The following is a 15395-nucleotide window of genomic DNA, read 5'->3' on the forward strand; positions in this document are numbered from 1 at the left end:
CTTGACGGAGTTCAGCGGCTGAGCCGGTCGAGTAGCGCCTGGCTGCGTCGTTCGAGGTGGGGGATCGCCAGGCGGCGGTGCGTCGCGGCCGCCGCGGTGGCGTGGTCGCGGGCCCGGGTGAGGTCGCCTGTCGCGGCGTACAGTTCCGCGACCGCCTCGTGGATGGAGCCCCACGACACGCACCCGGTGCCCAGGGTGGCGATCTGCCCGGCCACCGGGAGCAGCACGCCGAGCATCGCCTCGGGGTCGGGCTGACCGAGCCGGGCCGCGATCAGGCCCCACTGCCAGGCGACGAACTGCCAGGTCCAGTCGCGGGGGATCTCGACGCCCCAGCGGGCGACCAGTTCCCTGGCCAGCGCCGGGTCGCCCGACTCCAGCGCCGCCAGGATCGCGGTCGGCCGCACCAGCCGGTCGGAAGGATCCCCGGCCCGGCTGACGAGGGTGCCGAGCAGGCCGGAGTCGCGGTCGCCGGCGGTCCATCCGGCGTAGAAGTCGCTGATCAGCTCGATGACGTCGGGCCCCCACAGGCTGGTCCGCCGATACCACTCGGTCGCCAGCGCGCTCAGCCGCCGGGCCTCGGCGCGGTCGCCCTGGAGGGTGGCCCGGCCGGAGGCGGCGTAGTTGACCTGCGCGGCGATCTCCGGGATGCGCAGTTCGGCGGTCAGCCGCAGGCAGCGGGCCAGTTCGGCGTCGTAGTCGGCGAGTTCGCCGTCCTGCATGAGGCCCTGCATGCGGTGCAGCCGGGAGATCACCTCGGTGAGCCGGGGCAGGCCGGGCAGGGTGAGGATCTCGGCGGCGGCGGTGAAGCGTTCGGCGTCGGTGTCGGGTGACCAGGCGGCGATCACGTAGTTGTTCAGGGTCTGGGCCAGCAGCAGCGGGTCGCCGGTCCGCCGGGCCAGTTCGACCGCCTCGGTGGCGAGGGCCAGCCCGTCGGTGCGCTCGCCGTAGTAGAGCTCGACGGCCAGGGTGCCCAGGAGTTCGGCCCGGCGGGCCAGGTCGTCGGCCGGCAGCCGGGCGAGCTGGTCTTCCAGGACCGCGATCATGCGGGGGTCGGTGCTGCCGTACGAGCGCCAGTTCCACAGGGTCACGCCGCCGAACACGCTGGCCGCCTCGATCACGGCCGCGTCCTCACCGAGCCGGGTGCCCAGGTCGACGGCCTCGTCGAGGGGCGCCCGCGCGCCGATCACGTCACCGGTCAGTCGGCGGGCCCGGCCGAGTTCGATCAGCAGGCGGCAGCGCTGGGGCGTACCGGCGGGACCGAGACAGGCCAGGGCCAGCTCCCAGTAGCGCACCGCCTCGTCGTAGGCGAGCCCGGCCGCGGCCTGTTCGGCCGCCTTGACCGCGTACGAGACCGCCCGCTCGCCGTGCCCGACCCGGGCCGCCTGGGCGAAGTGGTGGGCGAGCACCGAGATGCGATCGGGGTCGCCGCCGCCGAGGGACTCGATGGCCGCACCGATCCGGCCGTGGAGCTGGGCGCGCTGCAGACGGGTCAGCTCGCCGTAGAGGGTCTCCTGGACGAGCGCGTGCGAGAAGCTGTGGTCCCAGCCGCCGTCGACCTCGACGAGCAGGCCGGTCGCCACGGCCGGTTCGAGCAGCAGGAGCAGCCGGGCGGCGTCGATCCCGGCGGCCGAGGCCAGCACGTCCGCGCCGACCTCCCGGCCGACGACGGAGGCGGCCCGCAGCAGCGCCTGGGTGTCCTCGGGAAGGCGGGAGACGCGCTGGGCGATCACGTCGCGCACCCCGTCGGGCACGGGCAGCGCCGCGATGTCGGCCGACCGGGTGCTGGCCGCGAGTCGGAGCAGTTCACCCAGGTAGAAGGGGTTGCCGCCGGTCCGGTCGTGGAGCACCCCTACGTGCTCGCGCAGCCGTTCGTCGCGGCCGTCGAGGTAGGCGGCGACGTCGGCGGCGGTCAGCGGGCCGACGGTGAGGCGTTCGGTGCCGCGCTGGCGGGCCAGTTCGGCGAACGCGTCGATCCGGGCCTGGGGGGCGGGGTCGTGACGTACCGTCACCAGCACCAGGAGCGGGACCCGGTGGAGATCGGCGCCCAGGAACGTGAGCAGCTTGAGGGTCGCCGCGTCGGCCCAGTGGGCGTCCTCCAGCACGATCATGATGGGCTGGTCGGTGGCCTTGCGTTCGAGGGCCCGCGCGACGGCGTCGTGCAGCAGGAACCTGGCCGCGTCGGGGTCGGCGGCCTTACCAGGGGCGGCCAGCCGTTCCGCGCTGTCCGGGTCGAGGCGGCGCAGCGCCTGGATCCAGGGCCAGAAGGCGGGCGCGTCCTCGGCGCAGCGGCTCCACACGGTCGTGAAACCCTGTTCTGCGGCCAGGTCCGCGGCGGCCTCGGCCAGGGTGGTCTTGCCGATGCCGGCCTCCCCGCCGACCAGCAACACCCCGCCAGAGCCGCGCGCGGCGTCGGCGATCCGGTCGTGCAGCCGACGCAGGTGCGGGGCCCGGCCGACCAGGCGGGGGAGCGCGGGGCCCGGCTCAGGGAGCACGGGCAGGGTCGCCACCGGGCGGGTTGTGGGGGCCTCCTCCTGGCGGAGCACGGCTTGTTCGAGGGCGCGCAGCTCCGGACTGGGCAGCAGGCCGAGCTCCTCGTCGAGGAGGGTCCGGCACCGCTGATAGGCGGCCAGCGCGTCGGCCTGGCGCCGGTCCGCGTACAGCGCCCGGATGAGCAGCGACCACAGTCCTTCGCGGTAGGGCGCGGACTCCAGCAGCCGCTCGACCTCCACCGCGACCTCGCCCGCCCGGCCGAGCGCCAGCCGCGCCTCGGCCCGGGTGGTCACCGCGGCCAGTCTGGCCTCGGTGAGGTGGGCGACGGCGGGCCGCAGATACTCCTCGTCCGGCAGGTCGGCGTAGGGCTCGCCGCGCCAGGCGGCCAGGGCCGGGTTGAGCAGCCGTTCGGCCTCCTCGGGGTGTCCGGCGGCGAGGGCGGCCTGGGCCTCCTCCAGGGCGGTCAGGAAGCGGTGGGCGTCGATCTGGGCCGGGTCGATGTCGAGCAGGTAGCCCGGGGGCAGGGTGCGGAGCACGCGGGCGGGGGTGCGGGGGCTGCGGCCGGGCTCCAGGGCCTTGCGGATCTGGAAGATGTACGCCTGGAGCGTTCCCGTCGCACTGGAGGGCGGCTCCTCGCGCCAGAGGAAGTCGATGATCTGGTCCAGGGGAACCACCCGGGGGGCGTGCGCGAGCAGCAGGGCCAGGACCGCGCGTTGCTTGCGCGACCCGAGATCGACGACCTGGCCGGACTCGCCGACGACTTCCACAGGTCCGAGCAACCGGAAGTCGAGCCTCATCACAACTCCTGCTCACACCACTGGACGTCCGGCGCATCATATTCGAGCTCGGCGTCGCTTTCGTACTTGAATGTCCGTACGCCGCAGGCCCGCAGCTCAGCCCGGAGGTCGGTGAACAGGCGAGCGCGCAGTCCGGTACGCGGGGTGCCCACGGAGGCCCGCACCAGGATGGCGCCGTGGCCCTCGATCTCCACCAGCGCCGCCGCCAGCGGCGGCGCGTCCGGAGCGGCGGCGAGGTCGCTGAGGACGTAGAGGCGGCAGCGCGCGGACGATCCCGCGAGCGCGTCTGCGAGCAGCGCGGCACCCGGCGAGCCGGCGCGCGCGGGCACCTCGCGCAGCAACATGGTCGGGAACTCGGAAGGCGACATTGCCGCAGCGTGCCCCGGGTCGCTAGGACACCGCTAGGACGGCGTCCCAGCCGGACACTAGACCGTCGTGGCACACCTATGTCCCATGAACGAGATTTCAGGATTCAACCTTTCCGTGGTGCACCGGCCCGCGCTCGTGGCCGTCGCCGAGACCGTCGAGGACGTGGTGGAGGCCATCCGGTACGCCGCCGCCCGGGATCTTCCCGTTGCCGTGCAGGCCACCGGGCACGGGGCCGTGCAGGCGGCCGACGGGGCGGTGCTGGTGCTCACCTCGCGGCTGCGGGAGATCAGCGTCGATCCGGCGACCCGGACGGCGACCATCGGGGCGGGCGTCACGTGGGGCGAGGTCGTGCGGGCCACCGCTCCCCACGGGCTGGCGCCGCTGACCGGGTCGGCGTCCGGGGTCGGGGCGGTCGGGTTCACGCTCGGGGGCGGCATCGGGCCGCTGGCGCGGACTTTCGGGTTCGCGGCCGATCACGTACGGAGCCTGACGGTGGTCACGCCCGACGCGCGGGTGCGTTTCGTCGACGCAGGCAGCGAGCCGGACCTGTTCTGGGCGCTGCGCGGCGGCAAGGGCGGTTTCGGGGTGGTGACCTCGATGACCGTCGACCTGTTCCCGCTGACGTCGGTCCACGGCGGCGGCTACTACTTCGCGGCCTCAGACGCCGCCGCTGTACTGCGGGCCTATCGGGAGTGGGCGCCCGGCCTGCCCGAGTCGGTCACCACGTCCGTGGCCCTGCTGAGGCTGCCGCCGCTGCCCCAGCTTCCGCCCCCGTTGCGGGGGCAGTTCGTGGCCCATCTGCGGGTCGCCTCGGCAGAGCCGCTGGGTTCGGTACTCGATCCCATGCTGGCGGTCGCCTCGCCAGTGCTCGGGGGAGTCGGGCCGCTTCCGTACACCCACCTCGACACGATCCACAACGACCCCACCGATCCGATGCCGGTGACCGAGCGGAGCACGTTGCTCCACGACCTGACCGCCGACGGCGTCGAGGCGCTGCTCGCGGCGGCCGGGCCTCAGATCGAGTTGCCGGTTCCCGTGGTCGAGGTACGGCACCTGGGCGGGGCGCTGGGGAGAGAACCCAAGGAGCCGAACGCGGTCGGGGGACGCGATGGGGCGTACTCGCTGCTGGTCATCGGGCTGCCGGGGAGCGCGCCCGAGGCCGTCGTGGGGGCGCTCGCGCCTTGGTCGACGGGTGGGGCGTTGATCAACTTCCAGGGATCCGACCTTGCGCCCGAGGCACTGGGGAGGGCCTGGCCGGAGGCCACCCGGCTGCGACTGGGAGAACTGCGGGAGCGGTTCGACCCGCGCGACCTGTTCAGGATCGGGCACGTCGCGCCTCGGCTGTAGGACCTGTCGGATGCCCGCGGTAATCCTGATGACCGGTCGATCGGGGGGCGGCTAGGGTGGCGGGCATGAGTTGGCGACATTGATCTTCGGGTGAGGGTCGGGTTGCGCGGAAGCTTTATGCTTACGCGTTTTTCGAGGACTCCGTTCTGTTCTATCCGGTTTATGCGGTGTTGTTTGCCGATACCGGGTTGTCGGCGGCGGAAATGTCCTCGCTGCATCTGGTCAGTGACGGCGTTTGTTGTCGAGATCCCTCGGGGGTCTGGGCGGACGTTTTCTCGCGGCGGCTGCTGCTGCTCGTTGCGCCGGTGATCACTGCGGGCGGGTTCGCGCTCTGGACGTCCGGTCCCGACCGGCCACGTGGTGGCCGGGGTCGAAAACGAGCTGGGCCGCGAGGCGCGACCATTCTCGCTGGAGCTCATCGTGCTGCCTGTGCAGGACGACGAAATCCGCGCCATCCATCCTCACCGCTACCTGGTACCCGAGCGGCGATCTACGGCGGTCCCCAATGGCCTGACCTACTGCGGTCGCTGGTGACGCCAATCGCTTGATATCGACGAGACCCCTGGCTAGGCGGTACGGGGGCCGCTGAGCCCTAGGCTGAGTCCGGTGGCTAGTAGGAGGCAGCCCGAGGCGGCCACGAACACCAGGGCGAACGGGCCGGGGTGGCTGGAGTCGGCGGCCATCGCGGTGGCGACGCCGATGCCGATGACGCCGCCAACCTGGCTTGATGTCTGCTGCAGTGAGACGACCAGCCCGATCTCGGGCTCGCTTGCGTTCTGGCTGGTGGCCGAGACGAGCGCTGGCTGGATGTGCCCGAGGGCGGCGCCGGTCGTGGCGAGCAGGACGATCAGGATGGCCAGGGCGTGGAGTTCGGTGGCTGCTGCCATGGTGAGGGTGAGCAGCGTCATTGCGCCGCTCGCCACCAGGAGCATGCGGCGTTCCCCGCGCAGCTCCCCGAGGCTGGCTGCGCTGGGCGCGGCGGCCACGATGAGAGTGGTGCGCGGGACGAGGGCCAGGGAGGTGGCCGCCGGCGACAGGCCGAAGACCGACTGCAGGAGCAGGGGTGCCGTGACGAAGTTTCCCATCCACGCGGCGTTGACCAGAAACGAGACCGCGCACCCCAGCGCGGTCGTGCGATTGGTCAGCACGCGGAGTGGGAGCAACGGGCGTTCCGCGCGCCGCTCAACAAGCACCAGAGCGGTCACGTAGACGGGCAGCGGCCCGAGTGCCGCGGCAGCGAGTCCGGTGCTGCCGGCGCAGAGGCGATTCAGCCCGAAGGTGGCCGCGAAGGTTACGGCACCCAGCAGGCCGGCCCCGGCCAGATCGAGGGAAGACCGGACGGAGATCGGCCGGTGCCGCGGCAGGACGGCGATCGCCGTGGCCAGCGCCCCAAGCGAGGCGACGAGTTGAACGACGAAGATTGCCCGCCAGCAGGCGTACTGTACGAGGGGCCCGCCAACCAGCACGCCGCTGACTGCCGCCCCGGCCAGGGTTGCCGAGGCGAGCGACGACGCGCGGACCCGGCGCTGGCCTGTGTAGGTCGAGAAGAGGATGGCGTAGGTGCTGGGAACCATCGCCGCAGCGCCGGTCTGCGAAATCGTCCGAAAGGCGATCACGCTGGCAGCGTCCCAGGCCGTCGCGGTCAGCCCGGCGAAGACGGTGGCAACGGCCAGCCCGGCCAGGTAGATCCGACGATGTCCGTAGGTGTCGCCAAGCCGCCCGAACAGCGGCGTCGCCGTCGCCGCGGCCAGCGACGGCGCGGTGGTAACCCAGGTGATCGTTGACGGCGTCGAATGCAGGTCGATCGCCAGCTGCTTGACCGAAATGGTCAGAATGGTGACCGGGAAGGTCGTCACGAAGATGCCGAGCAGGCAGACAGCTAGCACCAGACCTGGGCGGGCCGGCTTCATCGCCGCGCGGTCCTCGCATTCGCCTCGGCCTCGGCCACGGTGCGATGCGGGGTTAGTCCGCCCGGCGTCCGCCGCCGGGCGGACCGGACGGCTCGACGAGCAGTCGCGCGGCGGCGAACCAGAGCCGACGTTCGACGTAGTCCGGTGTCATGTGCCCGTTGAGCCAACTGATGACGCTGCTGTTGAGCAGGGATTCCAGCAGGTACAGGGCCAGATATTCGTCGTCGGTCGGCTGGTGCCCGGACCCCCAGGCGGCGTAGGCCGCGATGTCGATGAACGAGGCCCGGTGCCCCTCCTCGATTGGACGCGCCTGCGTGCCCAGTGGCTGGGGAGTGTGGTAGATGCACATCGCCGCCTGAGCGAACCCGCGATCGCGCGTCATCGCGTGGAACGCCCGGATGAACACCGCGGCCGCGCGGGCGCCCGGGTTCGCGTCCTGCGGCGGCCGGGCGACGACATCGGCGCGGAGCAAGCGGACCTGCGCATCGACGAACGCGCGAATCAGGTCGTCCTTGGAGGGGTAGTAGCGATACAGCGTGGCCAGCGCGACCCTGGCTCGTTTGGCGACCTCGCGCATCTGGACGGCTTCGTACCCGCCTTCGGTGGCGAGTTGCCTGGCTGTCTCGATGACCCGGTCGGCGCGAAAGGCTTGAGCTTCGGGGGACCGTCCGTTCATTCGAGCCGTTGCCATAGTCACTCCGAGATCCCTCGCCGCGGGTTGCCAGGTGACGGCCCGCTTCGGTGTGCCCGGCTGAGGCCGCGATCCGGTGACCCAGCGATGCAGCGCCTGGGCCGGGATGTTCCCCATAGTGTACGCCCGCAGGCCGGTCGGGTTCCGGTGGCCGACCGGCCGCTAGCCGACGGTGGGTGAGGGGCATGGGGGCGGGTCAGCGTGGTTCCCGCGCGAGAACCAGGCTGCCGGCGGCCGCGAAGAACATGCCAACACCCTGGACGAAGCTGATTCGTGCGTCCGGCAGCTGCTCGACGGCCTCGCCACGTAGCTGACGCACCGCTTCCTGGATGGCGAACATGCCGTACATCCCGGAATGCGTGTACGACAACCCGCCGCCGTTGGTGTTCATCGGCAGTCGGCCACCCTTGACTGTGTTGCCGGCGGCGACGAAATCCCCGGACTCGCCCCGCCCCACGAATCCCAGATCCTCCAGCATGTAAAGCGGGAGGTGGGCGAACGCATCATAGGCCATCAGGTGATCCACATCCGCATGGGTGATACCCGCGGTAGCGAAGGCCTCGGCTCCGGCCGCGCGAAACGCCGCGAACGATCCCGGGTCGGCCATCTGCGACACGACGGCACCCTCGGCCGACTCGCCGGAACCCAGCAGGTACACGGCTCGCCCGGCGGAGGGCAGGTCGGCTGCGCGCTCCGCGCTGGTGACCACAAGGGCCCCGCCGCCGTCGGTCACCACACAGCACATGTCGCGGGTGAAGGGGTAGGCCACCATCGGCGCGTTGAGTACTGCGTCCACGGTGAGCGGTTCGCGGCGGGCTGCGCGGGGGTTGTTGGCAGCCCAGTTTCGCTGCGCCACGGCCACGTGGGCAAGGTGTTCGCGCGTCATGTTCCGGTCGTGCAGGAACCGCAGGGCCGGCACGGTGAAGGTGGAGTATGGCGCCTGCGCGCCGTACGGCAGTTCGAACTGACCGTTGATCGACGCGGGGTTGCGCACCCACGGGTCAGCGCCGATGCCGGACCGCCCGGATTCGCCATGGGTGATCAGCACCACGTCGGCCGCGCCGGCGGCGATCGCCGCGGCGGCGTGGCGGACGTGAAGCATGAAGCTGCAGCCGCCGACGAGGGTGCCGTCGAGCCAGCGCGGGGTGATCCCGAGGTAGTGCGAGATGTCTTGCGGATACAGGCCCGCGGTGGCGATGCCGTCGACGTCGTGGATTGACATCCCCGCGTCGCGCAGGGCGTTCCTGGCGGCCTCGGCATGCAGCCCGAGTACCGAGATATCCGGTCGCTTGCCGATCGTGTCGGTCTCGGCCGCACCGACGATCGCGACCTGCCCGCCGTGCATGGAGCGGCTCACGCGGCAGCCGCCGCGGGTTCGAAGACCGGCAGTTGCACCGCACCCTGGGCAACGAAGGTGACGGAGAGCTCCAGATCAAGCGGAAGGTGGTCGGGGTCGGGGGCGACTCCGACGATATTCGTCATCATCCGCGGTCCCTCGGCGAGTTCGACCAGGGCGACGATGAGAGGAGTCCGCGGATCGAACGGCGGCAGTGGCCGGTAGTTGATCACATACGAAACGAGACGAGCCCGCCCAGTGGTGGCGCGCCACTCCACGTGGACGGATCCGCAGTTCGGGCACTGTGGGCGGGGGTAGAAGTAATATCGGGCGCATGCGGTGCAGAACTGCACCGCGAGCTCACCCCGGGATGTCGCATCCCAGAACGGTGCCGTCTCCGGCGTCGGGGTCGGCTCGAAGCCGGACATAGTGGTCCTCTCTTCGGACATGCTCGCTACTCCGCCGTCACGACACGCCTGATCGTGCCGGGCCTGGCTCCCGGGCTCGCACGGCGCCGCTAGGCCGCGTTCACACCCGCGACGGAGGTCTTGTCCAGCGACAGTGACCCGCGTGATCGGCCAGGGACAAGCCAGTGTCCGTTTGTGGCATGGGACTATCCGGAGAACGGCTGATCGGTTGTGTACCGGGATCGGCCCGTGGTGACGTGAATGAGCGCGAAGGTTGGAGCCGTTCTTGGTCGGCCGGGCGCGAAACAGGTGATGTGAACCCCAAGACAGTGAGGTGGACGTGACGCGCATCGACGGGGCGCTGGTGGGGCGTACGAGCGCCACCGTGCATCGGTCGTGGACGGCAGACGACGCGATGCTTTACGCGCTCGCCGTTGGAGCCGGCCAGATGAATCCGCTCAGCGAGCTCGAGTTCACGACGGAGAACACGGCCGGGCACGACCAGCTCGCGCTGCCGACCTTTGCCAACGTGGCCTTCGGCGTCGAACCGCCGCTCCCCGAGGACCTGGACTACGCCACGATGCTCCACGCCGAGCAGGCGTTCGAGCTGTATGACGTCATGCCCACCGCGGGCGAGGCGCACGCCAGCTGTGAGGTCGTCGGCGTCTACGACAAGGGTTCCGGGGCCCTGATCGAGACTCGCACGAGCGCGCGCGACAGCCGCGGCTCGCTGCTGGCGACCTTGCGCACCTCGGTGTTCTTCCGGGGACATGGCGGTTTCGGTGGTGACCGGGGTGAGTCCGCCCGGTGGCTGCTGCCCGACCGCGCACCCGATCACGTGGTCATCTACCCGACGCGTACCGATCAGGCTTTGCTGTACCGGCTCACCGGTGACCACAACCCGCTGCACACCGATCCGTCATACAGCTCACGTGGCGGCTTTGAGCGGCCGATCCTGCACGGCATGTGCACCTATGGGTACACCGGCCGGGCACTCCTGCACGCCGTAGCCGAGTCCGACCCGAAGCGATTCAAGGCGATGACGGGCCGGTTCACCAAGCCGATCCTGCCGGGCGAGACGATCACCGTGAGCATCTGGGTCGACGGCGAGACGGTGCGCTTCCGGACGACCGACTCCCGCGGTGCCGCCGTCATCGACCACGGCAGCGCGGTCATCGTCTGAGCCGGCGCTCGCCGGGTCACCAGCAGATTGTTGAGCTGCCGCTGATGCAAGCGGCGAATCGGAGGAACTGGATGGCAAGCCTTGAAGGGCGAGTCGCGATCATAACCGGAGCCGGTCGGGGTATCGGCGCGTCCGTGGCCCGGCAGTTCGCGGCCGAAGGAGCCCGCCTGATCCTGAACGACCTCGGGGCCGAGGCCGACGGGCGAGGGGCGGACTCCAGCCCGGCCCGCGAGATCGCCGACGAGATCGTGGCCGCCGGCGGTCAGGCTGTCTCCGACGGCGGGGACGTGGCCGAGACCGCGACCGGCCAGCGCCTGGTCGATCTCGCGCTGGAGCACTACGGACGGCTTGACGTCCTGGTCAACTCGGCCGGCATCCTGCGCGATCGCATGATCTTCAACCTGGCCGAGGAAGACTGGGATGCCGTGATCCGCGTGCACCTGCGCGGGCACTACAGCACCATCCGTCCGGCCTCGGCCTACTGGCGCGCCCAGCGCAACCCGGACGGCCACTACCGGATCATCAACTTCACGTCCGATTCGGGACTGCAGGGTTCCCCGGGACAGGCGAACTACGCGGCGGCCAAGATGGGCGTGGTCGGGCTCACGATGTCGCTGGCCAACGCCCTGGGCCGGATGGGGGTCACGGCCAACGCGATCGCGCCCGGCGCGGCGACGCGCCTGACTGCCACCGTCGATCCGGACAAGGCAGCCGCGGTCGACCCAGAGGTGCTGGTCGCGATGTCTCCGGAGAATGTTGCGCCCGTCGTTACCTACCTCGCCGGGACCGACTCGGACTGGCTGTCGGGGCGGATCATTGGCGCCGTGGGCTACCAGGTGACGTTGTGGAACACGCCGGAGGTGCTGCGCTCTATCGAGTCGGACGGTCCATGGAGTCTCGCCGAGCTCGGCCGGCGGATCGAGAAGGAGTTCCGGCCTGTGGCCGACGGGCCTGCCCCGTCAATTTTCACTTCGCAGATTCCGACGTGAGCGCGACGTCACCCGCACCCCGCCGCGCATCCGGATCCGCCGCCGGGAACGACGGTGACCTCCTCGACGGCGTGCGAGTCCTCGAACTGGCCGACAGCGTGGCCGGAGCCGTGACGGGCATGTTCCTGGCCGACTTCGGCGCGGACGTCATACTGGTGGAGTCGGCTGACCGTGGCCGGGCCCGCCGGCGCGAGCCTGGATTCGCCATGTGGGACCGGGGCAAGCGCTCAGTCCGGATCGAGCCGGCCGCCGGCGACGAAGGCTCCCGCTGGCTGGCTGCCGCGATGGCCGGGGCCGATGTCTGCCTGCTCGGGCCGAACCAGCGGCCGGCGGACTGGGGCGGCGCGGTTGCCGCGGCCGAGGTAGGAAACGGGCGGCTCGTGGTCGCCGAGCTGCCTGCCTATCTTGCCTCAGGCGCACCGTGGCTGGGCGGCGAGGAATCGGAAGGGCTGCTGTCCGCCCATGCCGGCGTGTCGTGGCGGCAGGGCTCGGAAGACGGTAGCCCCGTCGAGTTCGTGCTGCCCTACTTGACCCACATCCAGGGGATCTGGGCCACGGCGTGCGTGCTGGCCGCCCTTCTTGAGCGACAGCGCAGCGGCCACGGCCAGCGGATCACCGTCACCGGGATCAATGCCGTGATGGAGGCCAGCTCGTACAACCTCGCGGTCTCGCCCGATGCTCCCGACGTCGACACCGCCGTCGGCGTCCTGGGCCGGCACCCGACCTATCGTCCGGTCCGTGCGGCCGACGGCTGGCTCGCTTGCGGCGCGCTCGGGCCGAAGTTCGAGCGGCAGGTGCTCGAGATGCTCGGCCTGGCCGAGATCCTTGACGATCCCCGCCTGGCCGGGAACACCACGAATATGGTGCTGCCCGACAACCTCGCGTGGGTCATGGAGCGGGTATCGACCGCCTTCCGGTCTCAGCCACGCGAGCACTGGCTGGCTCAGCTGGCCGCGCGAGGGGTTCCTGCCGGGCCCGTGCTCGATCGTGACGAGTGGCTGGATCACCCGCAAGTGGTCGCCAACGGACTCCGGGTCGAGGTCGACGACCCCGACCGGGGGCCGGTTGTCATGCCCGGCGTGCCGTTGCTGCTTTCGCGGACTCCCGGCCGGGTGCGAGGACCAGCACCGTCGCTGGGGCAGCACGACGGCATGGCCCCCTGGCCGCCGCGGCCCCGCCCGGCCACCCCGTCCCCTCTGGTGGCTGCGGGCCCGCTCCAGGGTCTGCGGGTGCTGGACATGGGCACCTTCGTCGCCACCCCGTACGCCGGTTTCCTCCTCGCCGAGCTCGGCGCCGACGTGGTGAAGGTGGAGCCGCTGGGCGGCGACCCGTTCCGCGGAGCCGGGTTCGTGTTCAACCGCGGGATGCGCAGCCTGGCCATCGACCTCGGCGGCGAGCCGGGACGCGCGCTGCTGCGGCGGGTCTGCGCCGGGGCCGACGCGGTTCTCGATGGTATGCGGCCGGGGGTGATGACGGCCTTGGGGCTGGACTACGACAGCCTCCGGCGGGATAACCCCGACATTGTCACCGTCTCGTTGTCGGCCTATGGCACCAACGGGCCGCTGGCCGGTGCCGGCGGAGTCGACATGGTCGTGCAAGCGATGAGCGGGATGATGCTCGCCCAGGGCGAGCCGGAACGTCCGGTCTGCACCACGGTCGCCGTGGTCGACGTGACGGCGGCCGCTGTCTGCGCGCTGGGTGTCATCGCCGCGGTGCTGCACCGCGAGCGTACCGGAGGCGGGCAGTGGGTCTCGGCCTCGCTGGTCGCCACGTCCACCCTGCTCGGCTCGGGCGCGCTGATCCGCTACCCCGGCCGTTCCCCTGCGGTGCGGGGCCGGGTGGACTTCAAGGGTCCGGCGCCGCTCGACCGCTACTACCGGGTCGCCGACGGCTGGATCCGGGTGCAGTCGCGCACCCTCGGGCTCGCCGTCGACCAGGTGCTGGCCGGCCGATCCGGGGCCCGCCCTGATGACCGGCCACGCGCCGGAACCGAATCGAACCCTGCCACCGGGGTCGAGCGCGCCGCCGCGATGCTGGCCGGGCTGACCGGGGACGAGGCGGTCGCACTGTTCGAGGCGGTCGGCGTGCCGGCGGTCCGGGCCCGCAAAGTGTCCGAGGTAGTGCGCGACTCCCAGTTGCGGGCCGAGGAGTTCGTCCATCTCCGCACGGCGATCGACGGTTCTGTGTTCGCGATGACCGGGCGTCATGCCACGTTCTCTCGCACCCAGCGCAGCGGCCCGCTGACACCGCCGGGAATCGGGGAGCACTCCGAGGCGGTGCTGACCGAAGCCGGACTGACCTGCTCAGAAGTGGACGCGGCCCGGGCGGGGGACATCGTGCGCCAGGGCGAACCGATGCCGATGCGGCTCCAGGCGGTCTACCGGTGAACCGCCACACCCGGCGCGACCGGCGCCCGGGCCGGACCTGCGAGGTCTTTGCTCAGAGGCCTTGACATGTGACCGGGACCACATGAGACTACCACAACAAGAACGTGGTTCTACATAGAACCCGGCCAGCGTGGATCTATTCCCGCAACTTCTTCACAACCTAGATCGCGGTCCGTGCGGACGCACGGATGACGCCGACAATGAGGCGGCCATGACCCGACAGCTCTTCGCCAACGAACACGAGGTGACCTCCGGACAGGACATCTCAAGCATGGCGTTCTGGCGCAAGCCGTTCATCGAACGAGATGAGACCTTCGCCTGGCTGCGCGAACACGCGCCGGTGAGCTGGCAGCCGCCGATCGAGGACGCCGACCTTCCCTCCGAGGTTCACGGTGAGGCCGGGTTCTGGGCGGTGACGCGGGCCGAGGACATCTCCTACGTCAGCCAGCACAATCAGCTGTTCACGACCTCGCAGGGCAGCGTGTCCCTTCGCCCGCGACACCCGGACACCGTGACCACGCCGAACTTCCTCGAGATGGACCCGCCGCAGCACACCCGGTACCGCCAGATCATGAGTGCGGCCTTCACCCCGAAGGCGGTGGCACGGCTCAACGCCCAGATCCAGCAGCGCGCGCACGACATCGTCAGCGCCGTCGCGGGTGCCGGTGAGTTCGACTTCGTCAAGGAGGTGTCGGCCAAGCTGCCGATGCTGACGATCGCCGACATGGTCGGTGTCCCGGAGAACCTGGTTCAGACCTTCGCCGACGCGGGCGACAACTTCGTCGGCGGACGTGACGAGGCAATGCTGCCGCCGGGCATGACACAGATCGAGTTTGTCATCGAGCAGCTGAACATCCTGCGCGACATCGGCGTGGACTTGGTGCACTACCGTCGCGAGCACCCCTCCGACGACATCGCGACCGCGCTCGGCGAGGCGCGGATGGACGGTCAGCCCCTGTCCGACGACGAGATCGCCTCGACGATGCTGCTGCTCAGCGTGGCCGGCAACGACACCACCAAGCAGACCACGAGCTGGACGACGCTGTCCCTCGATCGCAATCCCGACCAGCGTGCGTGGTTGGTCGAGGACTTCGACGCCCGCATCGGCGGTGCGATCGAGGAGTTCGTCCGGCACGCCACTCCGGTCATGTGCTTCGGTCGGCTGGCGACTCAGGATGTCGAACTGGGCGGCCGGCAGATCAAGGCCGGCGACAAGGTCGGCATCATGTACTGCTCGGGCAACCGCGACGAGCGCGTGTTCGACGATCCGCACCGCTTCGACCTGCAGCGGCCCCGGTCTCCGCACGTCGGCTTCGGTGGCGGCGGTATCCACTACTGCCTGGGCAACGGCATCGCCAAGGCTCAGCTCCGCGCACTGTTCCGCGAAATCCTGACGCTGCTGCCCGACCTGGAGGTCGGCGCGCCCGAAATGCTTTACAGCGAGTTCATCAACGGCATCCGGCGGCTGCCGGTGCGGACCAACTGAGCC

Annotated in this window: 12 protein-coding genes; 6 read left to right on the forward strand and 6 right to left on the reverse strand. The window is 70.7% G+C overall.

Annotated elements, in window-relative coordinates; all coding sequences use genetic code 11:
- Nucleotides 1-11 precede the first annotated feature (11 nt).
- Nucleotides 12-3287: an ATP-binding protein gene (locus KIP79_RS00600; protein WP_214102664.1), complete on the reverse strand. Its 3276-nt coding sequence runs from the start codon at nt 3285-3287 to the stop codon at nt 12-14.
- Nucleotides 3287-3655, reverse strand: coding sequence for a hypothetical protein (locus KIP79_RS00605; protein ID WP_214102665.1), 369 nt, complete (start codon nt 3653-3655; stop codon nt 3287-3289). Before KIP79_RS00605 ends, KIP79_RS00600 begins: the two co-directional genes overlap by 1 nt.
- Nucleotides 3656-3740: 85 nt before the next feature.
- On the opposite strand from KIP79_RS00605, the gene KIP79_RS00610 reads away from it, so the two are divergent.
- Complete coding sequence (locus KIP79_RS00610; RefSeq protein WP_214102666.1) at nt 3741-5003, forward strand: FAD-binding oxidoreductase; 1263 nt, start codon at nt 3741-3743, stop codon at nt 5001-5003.
- Between the two features lie 360 nt (nt 5004-5363).
- Nucleotides 5364-5537 carry a hypothetical protein gene (locus tag KIP79_RS00615; RefSeq protein ID WP_214102667.1) on the forward strand — a complete coding sequence of 58 codons (174 nt, stop codon included), beginning with the start codon at nt 5364-5366 and terminating at the stop codon, nt 5535-5537.
- A 32-nt stretch (nt 5538-5569) separates the two neighbouring features.
- On the opposite strand, the gene KIP79_RS00620 is transcribed toward KIP79_RS00615, so the two are convergent.
- The 4 genes from KIP79_RS00620 to KIP79_RS49120 form a co-directional block, all read right to left on the reverse strand.
- A complete protein-coding gene (locus KIP79_RS00620) occupies nt 5570-6913 on the reverse strand; it encodes an MFS transporter (RefSeq protein WP_214102668.1) in 1344 nt (447 codons plus the stop codon).
- A 52-nt stretch (nt 6914-6965) separates the two neighbouring features.
- Entirely contained in the window at nt 6966-7604 is a 639-nt protein-coding gene (locus KIP79_RS00625) for a TetR family transcriptional regulator (protein ID WP_214102669.1), read from the reverse strand.
- A 196-nt stretch (nt 7605-7800) separates the two neighbouring features.
- Nucleotides 7801-8961 carry a thiolase C-terminal domain-containing protein gene (locus tag KIP79_RS00630; RefSeq protein WP_308169487.1) on the reverse strand — a complete coding sequence of 387 codons (1161 nt, stop codon included), beginning with the start codon at nt 8959-8961 and terminating at the stop codon, nt 7801-7803.
- Nucleotides 8958-9698, reverse strand: coding sequence for a Zn-ribbon domain-containing OB-fold protein (locus tag KIP79_RS49120; protein ID WP_308169488.1), 741 nt, complete (start codon nt 9696-9698; stop codon nt 8958-8960). Before KIP79_RS49120 ends, KIP79_RS00630 begins: the two co-directional genes overlap by 4 nt.
- Between KIP79_RS49120 and KIP79_RS00640 the strand changes: the two genes are divergently transcribed.
- The 4 genes from KIP79_RS00640 (at nt 9688) to KIP79_RS49125 (ending at nt 15392) form a co-directional block, all read left to right on the forward strand.
- Complete coding sequence (locus tag KIP79_RS00640) at nt 9688-10530, forward strand: MaoC family dehydratase (protein WP_308169489.1); 843 nt, start codon at nt 9688-9690, stop codon at nt 10528-10530. The genes KIP79_RS49120 and KIP79_RS00640 overlap by 11 nt on opposite strands.
- Nucleotides 10531-10601: 71 nt before the next feature.
- Entirely contained in the window at nt 10602-11519 is a 918-nt protein-coding gene (locus KIP79_RS00645; protein WP_214102925.1) for an SDR family NAD(P)-dependent oxidoreductase, read from the forward strand.
- Nucleotides 11516-13906 carry a CaiB/BaiF CoA-transferase family protein gene (locus tag KIP79_RS00650; protein ID WP_214102671.1) on the forward strand — a complete coding sequence of 797 codons (2391 nt, stop codon included), beginning with the start codon at nt 11516-11518 and terminating at the stop codon, nt 13904-13906. Before KIP79_RS00645 ends, KIP79_RS00650 begins: the two co-directional genes overlap by 4 nt.
- Before the next feature lie 130 nt (nt 13907-14036).
- Nucleotides 14037-15392, forward strand: coding sequence for a cytochrome P450 (locus tag KIP79_RS49125; protein ID WP_214102672.1), 1356 nt, complete (start codon nt 14037-14039; stop codon nt 15390-15392).
- The last annotated feature ends 3 nt before the right edge of the window (nt 15393-15395 follow it).

It is taken from the genome of Acrocarpospora catenulata (assembly GCF_018476525.1).
Lineage (GTDB): Bacteria > Actinomycetota > Actinomycetes > Streptosporangiales > Streptosporangiaceae > Acrocarpospora > Acrocarpospora catenulata.